This window comes from Veillonella sp. (genome assembly GCF_015058545.1).
GTDB lineage: Bacteria > Bacillota > Negativicutes > Veillonellales > Veillonellaceae > Veillonella_A.
Genome location: NZ_SVCB01000135.1, coordinates 1 through 9,677 on the forward strand (window position 1 = coordinate 1; position 9,677 = coordinate 9,677).

At 45.5% G+C, this 9,677-nt stretch carries 7 protein-coding genes; 6 read left to right on the forward strand and 1 reads right to left on the reverse strand.

The window, feature by feature from the left end:
- From E7204_RS08555 to E7204_RS08580, 6 genes are all read left to right on the forward strand, one after another.
- Positions 1-1,446: EF-Tu/IF-2/RF-3 family GTPase (locus E7204_RS08555; RefSeq protein WP_295183623.1), on the forward strand; the 1,446-nt coding region annotated here is incomplete at its 5' end.
- 8 nt (positions 1,447-1,454) lie between these two features.
- Complete coding sequence (locus E7204_RS08560) at positions 1,455-2,201, forward strand: SprT family zinc-dependent metalloprotease (RefSeq protein WP_295183626.1); 747 nt, start codon at positions 1,455-1,457, stop codon at positions 2,199-2,201.
- 201 nt (positions 2,202-2,402) lie between these two features.
- On the forward strand, positions 2,403-5,807 hold the full coding sequence (locus tag E7204_RS08565; RefSeq protein ID WP_295183629.1) for a DNA polymerase III subunit alpha: 3,405 nt from the start codon (positions 2,403-2,405) through the stop codon (positions 5,805-5,807).
- Between the two features lie 76 nt (positions 5,808-5,883).
- The gene (gene pyk / locus E7204_RS08570; RefSeq protein WP_127058311.1) at positions 5,884-7,632 is read left to right on the forward strand and encodes a pyruvate kinase; all 1,749 of its coding nucleotides are present in this window, start codon (positions 5,884-5,886) and stop codon (positions 7,630-7,632) included.
- A gap of 149 nt (positions 7,633-7,781) precedes the next feature.
- Positions 7,782-8,480, forward strand: a complete 699-nt coding sequence (locus E7204_RS08575; protein ID WP_295183633.1) for a Bax inhibitor-1/YccA family protein — start codon at positions 7,782-7,784, stop codon at positions 8,478-8,480.
- Between the two features lie 11 nt (positions 8,481-8,491).
- The gene (locus E7204_RS08580; protein WP_295183636.1) at positions 8,492-9,385 is read left to right on the forward strand and encodes a LysR family transcriptional regulator; all 894 of its coding nucleotides are present in this window, start codon (positions 8,492-8,494) and stop codon (positions 9,383-9,385) included.
- Positions 9,386-9,465: 80 nt separating this feature from the next.
- Here the strand turns inward: E7204_RS08580 and E7204_RS08585 are convergent.
- Positions 9,466-9,677, reverse strand: a 212-nt coding sequence (locus E7204_RS08585; RefSeq protein ID WP_295183639.1) for a hypothetical protein, incomplete at its 5' end; no start/stop codon positions are given.

The following is a 9,677-nucleotide window of genomic DNA, read 5'->3' on the forward strand; positions in this document are numbered from 1 at the left end:
AAACCAATCGTTGTTATTAACAAAATTGACCGTCCGGACCAACGTGTTCACGAAGTAGAAGACGAAGTATTGGAACTCTTCATGGAACTCGAAGCCGATGATGATCAGTTGGACTTCCCGGTTGTATATGCATCCGCTCGTGACGGCATTGCTAAATTGTCCATGGATGATGAAGGCAAAGATATGCAGCCTTTATTCGAAGTATTGTTAAAAGAAATTCCGGCTCCGCAGGGCGACATTGACGGTCCGTTACAGTTCATGGTTACAACCCTTGACTATGATGATTATGTAGGTAAAATCGCTGTTGGTCGTATCGTTCGCGGTCGCATGAGAACTAACCAACAGGTTGTAATCATGAACGGCGAAAGCACTCGTAAAGCTAAAATCGGTCGTGTTTATACCTACAACGGCTTGAACCGTGTAGAAACCGATGAAACAGCCATGGGTGACATCACTGCTTTCGTAGGTATCGAAGACATCAATATCGGTGAAACCGTAGCTGATGCGGAACATCCGGAAGCATTACCGGCCATTAAGATTGACGAACCTACGTTGTCCATGATGTTCTCCGTTAATAACTCCCCGTTTGCCGGTCGTGAAGGGGATTATGTAACGAGCCGTCATTTACGTGACCGTTTGTTCAAAGAAGTAGAAACTAACGTGTCCATGAAAGTAGAAGAAACCGATTCGCCGGATTCCTTCAAAGTATCCGGTCGCGGTGAACTTCATTTGGCCGTTTTAATCGAAACTATGCGTCGTGAAGGCTATGAATTACAGGTTGGTAAACCTCGTGTAATTTACAAACGCATTAACGATCAGCTCTGCGAACCATTAGAATACTTAACCATCGACGTACCTCAGGAATTCATGGGTACCGTTATGGAAAACTTGGGTGTTCGTAAAGCCGAATTAATCAACATGACCGAATTGGCCGGTTACCTCCGTATGGAATTCATCATTCCTGCCCGTGGTCTTATCGGTTTCCGTGCTCAATTCTTAACCAGCACTAAAGGTAATGGTATCATGAACCATGTGTACCATGGGTATGCACCGTTCAAAGGTGATATTCCAAGCCGTACGCGCGGCGCTTTGGTAGCTTTTGAAGACGGCGAAACTACCCCTTACGGCTTGAACTCCGTACAGGATCGCGGTACTTTATTCGTAGGCCCTAACGAAGCTGTTTATACCGGTCGCATTATCGGTGAAAACTCTCGTGAAACTGACATGGATGTTAACCCATGTAAGAAAAAACATGTTACCAACATGCGTTCCAGCTCCTCTGACGAAGCTGTTCGTTTGACACCGCCTCGTATTTTCAGCTTGGAACAGGCTTTGGAATGGATTAACGATGATGAATTGGTAGAAGTAACACCGCACAGCATTCGCATGCGTAAAACTATTTTGGATCGTGCTGCCCGTGCTAAAGCAGCTAAAAACGCTCGCTAAGCGATACTATGAGTTGGTGGCAGCGACGGTCGTCGCGTAAGACACAGTCGAAGACATATGAATTACGAATAGCCGGTGAGCTTATACCGTATACGGTGACGTGGAAGGCTGTTAAAAACATGAACCTCCGCGTCATGCCGGACGGCACGGTCAAGGTATCGGCGCCGTGGCGTATGCCCGCTCAAACCGTTACTCAATTTGTTTCGGAGCATGAAGGCTTTATTGATAAAGCCCGGCAACGCTTCAAAGATCATCAAGCTAAACAGGCTGATGTGAGACCGTATCAGTATGAAACGGGCGAATTGTTTACCATTCTGGACTATGAAGTTCATTTGACGGTGGCACCGGTAGAGCTCCATCATGCACCTTATGTGACTTGGAGTGAATCGGACCCCGCGAATATTTATATGTTTGTCAAACCGCAGAGCACAGTGACGGAACGAGCGGCGTTAATGGCGGATTTCTGGGAACATTTGGTAGAGGATGTAGTGAAAGATATGCGCGATCGTATTTATCATCGCTATATTGCCGCCGGTTATGATGTACCCTATCCGAAACTTCGTATTCGCGAAGCGAAAACACGCTGGGGTTCCTGCTCGCTTGTGACCGAGCGGATAATGATTAATCAGAAATTATTGATGGGACCTCGTTTGTTCTTAGAATATGTAATGATCCATGAGTTTGCCCATTTTATTCAACCGAACCATTCCGCTCGTTTTTGGCAGGTAGTGGCTGAGTTTATGCCCCAGTGGTAGATGGTGCGTCGGGAATTGACTCATTATTTCCGAGGTCGTTAACGAGTAGTCCCGTTCGCCGGAAGGCTATTTCGCAGTAATGTTTGAGAATTAAGCAGTACGACTTCCAACTTATGATATAATTAAATAAGGTACAGATACAGTAAAAGGACTGACCTCGGGGTCGGTCCTTTTTATATAATTTTGATTGAGGAGGGAACCATGAAACCATTTGTTCATTTGCATAGCCACACTGAATACAGCTTGCAGGACGGCATCAGTCGCCTGCCGCAAATGGTAGCCCGTGCCAAAGAACTCAATATGCCCGCTTTGGCGATTACGGACCATGGTAACATGTGTGGTGCCATTTATTTTTATAAAGAAGCAAAAAGTGCGGGAATAAAGCCGATTATCGGCTGTGAAGTGTATGTCACGACGGGCAGTCGTTTTGATAAAGACGCAAGTCGGCAAGAACGATTGAAACATTTGATTTTGCTGGCTGAGACCATGGAAGGCTATCAAAATCTTACTAAAATCGTATCACGCGGTTTTACGGAGGGTTTTTACCGCAAACCTCGTGTCGATCACGCATTATTAAAAGAACACAGTAAAGGTATCATCGCCTTGAGTGCCTGTATTCAAGGGGAAATTCCGCAATGTGTATTGCAGGATAATCCGGAAGGGGCCAAACGGGCGCTGGAAACCTATGTAGATATTTACGGCAAGGATAATTTCTTTTTAGAAATACAGAATCACGGCTTACCCGCCGAAGTGAAAGCGCAGGAAGCACTCATTCAGTTAGCCAAAGAGTATGGTGTAGGCTTGGTGTGCTCCAATGACTTTCATTATGTATTAAAAGAAGATGCAGATGCGCAAGATATTAAGGTCTGCATTGCGACCGGCGCTAAAGTGGCCGATACGGATCGACTTAAATTCCCGAATGACGAATTTTATATGAAGAGTGGCGACGAAATGGCGGAATTATTCAGTCATATTCCGGGGGCCATGGAAAATACCTTGGCCATTGCGAATCGTTGTAATGTGGAATTTAATTTTGATGAGCATCATTTGCCGCACTTTGATGTGCCGGAAGGGGAAACGGCGACTACCTATTTGCGCCATTTGTGTGAAAAAGAAGTGCCCCGTTTGTACGGTACGATGACACCGGAGCTGAAAGAACGGCTCGATTATGAACTTTCCGTTATTGCCCAAATGGGTTTTGACGATTATTTCCTCATCGTGTGGGATTATGTGCGTTACGCTCGTGAGCACGACATTTTAGTAGGGCCCGGTCGTGGTAGTGCGGCCGGTTCCGTAGTGGCCTATCTGCTCGGCATTACCGGTCTTGATCCGCTTAAGTATAATTTACTCTTCGAACGCTTTTTGAATCCGGAACGTGTCAGCATGCCTGATATCGATATTGACTTCTGCTATGAAAAGCGCGGTAAAGCTATCGAATATGTAACGGAAAAATACGGTCAAGCTCGGGTAGCTCAGATTATTACCTTCGGTACGGAAGCGGCGCGCGCCGTTATTCGCGATGTGGGCCGTGTGCTCGATCATCCACTGCCTGAAGTGAATCGCCTGGCTAAGATGATACCCAATGAATTGGGCATTACGCTGGACAAAGCGTTGAAAGGTAAAGATTTAAAGCAGCTCTATGATACGGATCCGAAGGTTCGTGAACTCTTTGATTATGGCCGTAAACTGGAAGGTATTGTGCGCAACGCCTCTACTCATGCGGCGGGCGTTGTGATTTCGGCGGCGCCGTTGGAAGACCATGTGCCGATTCAGAACGCCAATGACGCGGGTTTTGTTACCCAATACGATAAAGATAATATCGAAGAATTGGGTCTTTTGAAGATGGACTTCTTGGGCCTTCGGACATTGACTGTTATGGATGACGCGTTGAAGCTCATTAAAGCTAACCGCGGTATTGATATTGACCTCGACAAAATTCCGCTTGACGATAAGGCCGCGTGTGACCTCTTAACCCGCGGTGATACGCCGGGCGTATTCCAGCTTGAATCGGATGGGATTACTAAGCTCGTTATGGATTTACGACCGGAGCATTTTGAGGACCTCATTCCTTTGGTTGCCTTGTATCGTCCGGGGCCTTTGGGCAGCGGCATGGTGGAAGATTTCATTAAACGCCGCCACGGGGAGATGGAAATTACCTATTTACATCCGTTGTTGGAACCGATTTTGAAGGATACCTTCGGGGTTATTTTGTACCAGGAACAGGTTATGCAGATTGCCTCCGCCATGGGTGGTTTCAGTCTCGGCCAAGCGGATTTAATGCGCCGTGCCATGGGTAAAAAGAAAGAATCCGTCCTTAAAGCGCAGCGCGAATCCTTCATTGCCGGCTCGGTGCAGAATAACATTCCGGAAGCCATTGCCAATGAAGTATTCGATTTGCTCGTTTACTTTGCGGGCTATGGTTTTAACAAATCCCACAGTGCGGCCTATGCCTATATTGCGTATCAGACGGCCTATTTGAAGGCTCATTATTATCCTGAATTTATGGCGGCTACCATGAGTAGTTTCATGACCAACGTGGATAAACTGACGTACTATATTAATGACTGTAAAAAGCACGGCGTCGAAGTGTTGGGCCCTGATATTAATTACGGGGAAAAGGCTTTTGCGGTACAGAACGGTGCTATTCGTTTCGGTTTGGGTGGCGTTAAGAGCGTAGGCGATAATGCGGTGGAACAACTCCTAGCAGAGCGCCATCGGAATGGTTTATACAGCTCCATTCTTGATTTTTGCAAACGAGTCGACGCGCGCGTGGTAAATAAGCGCTTACTGGAAAGCTTAATTCGCTGCGGCGCCATGGACAGCTTCAAGGAAAACCGCAATCAGCTCCTCGCCATGTATGAAGGGGCGCAGAGTTTGGGGCAGCGTCTTCAAAAAGAAGAAGCCCGCGGCACTATGAGCCTTTTCGGTGATGAACCGTCCGTGGCGGAAACCATTGAAGTGCCAAAGCTCGACGATTTGACCATGGATGAAAAATTGCGCGATGAAAAAGAATATACCGGCTTTTATATTTCCGGCCATCCTCTTAATTCTTATGAAGCTGAATTAAAAGGTCTTTTCGAAGTGGGTAAACTTAATGAAAATCCGGAACAATACGACAAGCAGGAAGTGACTGTAGGGGGCCTCATTGTAGAGAAAACCGATAGAATTACGCGGCGCAATGATGTTATGTCCATTATTCGGCTCGAAGATTTTTCCGGTTCCGCGTCTATCGTCGTCTTCCCACAAAAATTTCAGCAGTATCAGGCTATGCTGGCCGTAGATATGGCGGTACGCATTTCGGGCCGGATTGATGCGGATGAAAAAGGCGTACAGATCATTGCCGACACGATTAAGCCGTTAAAAGTTAATTACGATACGGCCAAGCGTATTGTCATTCATATTCGTCCCGGCTTTGACACGGCAGAGGCCAGTAATGCGTTGAAAAAATTACTCTTAAAAGCAACCGGGACGGTACCGGTCACCTTTTATTTACATCGTCAACGGAAACGCATTGATGTAGCCAAAGAATACTATTTTGCCCCCGGGACTGAAATATGCCGGGCGGTGGAAGAAATTTTAGGCCCCGATAGTGTAGAAATACTTTAATTGATTAGTGTATAATGGTTACTATGAAGGGAAAACATAGGCTTTATTCCAATCCATTATGAGTGAGGTATTTACTATGAAAAAGACTAAAATTGTTTGTACCATTGGACCGAGCACTGATGCGCCCGGCGTGTTGGAACAGATGCTACAGGCCGGTATGAACGTAGCACGCTTCAATTTTTCACATGGCTCTTATGACGAACATACGAAGCGTATGGAAGCGGTGCGCGCTGCTTCGAAGAAAACCGGTATTCCGGTAGCGCTTATGCTTGATACCAAAGGCCCTGAAATTCGTTTAGGTCATTTTAAAGACGGCAAAGTAATGCTTGAAGCGGGTAAACCGTTTACATTGACTATGCGCGATATTGAAGGGGACGCTACCATTTGTTCGGTTAACCATAAAGGCTTGGTGGATGACGTTAAAGTAGGGTGTGAGATTTTATTATCCGACGGTTTGGTTACCTTGCAGGTAGAAAAAATCGAAGGCACCGAAATTTACACCACAATTAAAAACAACGGGCCTATGAGCGATCGTAAACGCGTAGCCGTACCGGGCATTCCACTCAGCTTGCCACCGGTTTCGGAAAGTGATATGGCAGATTTGCGTTTCGGTTGCCAAATGGATGTGGACTATGTAGCCGCTTCCTTTATGCAGCGCGGCACTGATGTAGTGGCTATTCGCCGCATTTTGGAAGAAGAAGGCAAAGATATTAAAATCATTTCCAAGATTGAAAATGAAGAAGGTATCAATAATTTAGATGATATTTTACGCATGTCCGACGGTCTCATGGTAGCTCGTGGTGACCTTGGCGTTGAAATTCCTGCTGAAGAAGTACCGGTTCTTCAGAAGATGATGATTACTAAATGTAACAAAGCCTCGAAGCCTGTAATTACGGCCACTCAAATGTTGGAATCTATGACGAATAACCCACGCCCTACACGTGCCGAAGCCAGTGACGTAGCGAATGCTATTTTGGATGGTACTGATGCGGTAATGTTGTCCGGCGAAACGGCAGGCGGCAAATATCCGGTGGAAGCGGTTCAAACGATGGCACGCATTGCGGAAGTAACGGAACATTCTACTTTGTATTGTAATATTGAACATCCCTTTGCAGCCGATACGGTACAAACTACGGATGCCATCAGTGTGGCAACCGTAACGGTGGCTAAGAATCTTGATGCGGCGGCCATCATTACTTGTACGGAAACGGGTAAAACGGCTATGAGTATTTCCCGCAACCGTCCGCGTGCCAAGATTTTAGCGGTAACTCCGCATGAAGCCACGGTTCGTCGCGTTCAGTTGTATTGGGGCGTTGAAGCCGTACTCGGAGCGGGCCATGAAAATTCCGACGAAATGGTATACAGTGCGATTACGTCGTCCTTGGCTGAGAATCATATCGAATCCGGCGATTTGGTTGTTATCACCGCCGGCGTACCATCCGGTAAGGCCGGTACGACCAATATGATTCGTGTACATGTAGTAGGCAAAGCCGTGTTAAGTGGTAATGGTGTAGGTAAAGGCGCCGCTACGGGCCGTGTTTGCCTCGCTTATAATGCTGAAATGGCAGGGCAGAGTTTCCGCGATGGCGATGTGTTGGTAGTTCGCACATTAGAACCTGAATTAATGCCATTTGCTAAACGAGCCGGTGCTATTATTGCGGCTGAAGACGGCTATACTTCGGCGGCGGCTATTGCCGGGATTAACTTTGGTATTCCGGTAATTTTAGGTGTAAGAAATGCAGAAACTGTAATTAATAATGGTGAAGTTGTAACTGTCGACGGCTCCCGCGGCAAAGTATTTGAAGGTATTGCCAACGCACGTTAATTGTGTTGCTAGTGCGTATTAAGGTATTGCTGAGGCATGCTGAATAGGTAGTGACGTAAATCTTGCTTGTGTCAAGGTGAGTGGCACAAGCAAGATTTTATATTAAGAGGCCGATTTGAGCCGTGACAGATTTGATTGAGGAGGTATATATGAACTATTCAATGCCCGTGAATGCGGATCAATCTGTAATTTCGCAGATTGTAGCGCGTAAATTGCGCAACTCCATGCTCTGGATGGGCTGGGGAATTTTGACAACATTTGTTACTATGTTGGCAGCTTTATTTAACCCTCAATGGCTTTCATTGGCTGTTTCCAACTACAATATTTTGTTGATCTTGGAATTGGGTGCGGTCTTCTTATTCAGTGCGCGGCAGATGTCGGCCAGCCTGACTACGCTGAAAAGCATGTTCTTTATTTACTCTATTTTAAATGGCCTTACTTTGGCGGCCTTGAGCATGGTGTACGGTACGACGGCGTTCTTTTATGCTTTTGTGGGGACGTTGGCGTTTTTCGGTACCTTTGCGGTTATCGGCGGTGTGGTTAAACGTGACTTAACATCGTGGACGACCTATTTGTTAGGTGCTGTGATTGCGCTTATTATCGTGAGCTTGCTTAATGTGTTCGTATTCCAAAACGGTTTCGTTAATTTAGCCCTCGGTGCTCTCGGTGTGATTATTTTCACGATTTTTACGGCCGTTGATGTGAATCGTATTAAAGGGATTTTGACCACGGTAGCCCTTGAAGATGACGAAGTGTTGGAACGGGTTGAATTAATCGGCGCGTTAATGTTGTACTTGGATTTCATTAATATCTTCTTATCCTTATTGCGGTTTTTCCGTAGAGACTGAGGAGGGATTTAATGGATGAACGGGAATGGCAAACTTTTGTAACAGTTGTGGAAGAAGGCAATATTACAAAAGCCGCTGAAAAACTATTTCTATCCCAACCGGCGTTGAGTTATCGTCTGCGCCATTTGGAAGAAGACTTGGGGAGTCCCTTATTACTCCGGACCAGTGAAGGGATTACGTTGACGCCTCAAGGGGAAGTCTTTCATGCTTACTGCCGTCGCATGCTCCAGGAAATGGAAAGCTTGAAGCAGGCTATCGGTGAGATGAGCGGAGAGATACAAGGGACTTTAAAAATTGCTTCGTCCATCAATTTCGCGGACTATCAGTTGCCGCATTTATTGGGTAAATTTACGAAGCAATATCCCAATATTCATATCCAAGTAAAAACCGGTCACAGTTCCCATGTAAATAAGATGTTTAACAGTGGGGAAGTGGTCGTGGCAATCGCTCGCGGCAATCATAAAGAAGCAAGCAGCAGTATTAAGCTCTTTGAAGAGCCTTACTGCTTGGTTTATAAAGATCCGGTTACAATTGATGAGTTGGCGGATTTGCCGCTCATTCAATATCGTTCGGACGGTTCGATTACTACAGTTTTTGATACATGGTGTAATGAAAATCTGCCGAAAAGTCATGAAGCGGCTATGGAGATGGACTCTATGGTTACCTGTCGTCACTTCGTGTGTGAAGGTCTCGGTTGGTCAATCTTACCGTATTTAGGACTTGGTTCCTGCAAAGATGAAGGAATCTATGTGGAACCGATTTATCAGAAAGACGGCAAGCCTTGGGTGCGCAGTACGTTTTTATACTTCAATGAAGTGAGTGATAAATTGATTGCCGTTAAAACGTTTATAGATTATGTACAAGAATATTATAAAGATAATTCACCGGTAACGATACAGTTTTAATGACGTTTCGTAGACAGGTGTAAACTTGTGTTGAACGAATCTTACGTTTTACTTTTTGTAAAGCCCAAAAGAACTTTTCCTTATATGGAAATTGCAAATGCAGTGATAATTTTTAAGAATCTTTTTGCTAAATGCAAAAAGATTCTTTTTTTAGGCTCTTTGTCAAATTTTGGGGCGCTAAAGAGTCTATGCACTTTGAGGAAGGACATGCGACATAACTGTTGCGTGTCCTTTTCTTGCATTGATGAATAAAATCCGGTTTCGGAAGTAGTGGAAGTTCCGTATCCCAAAA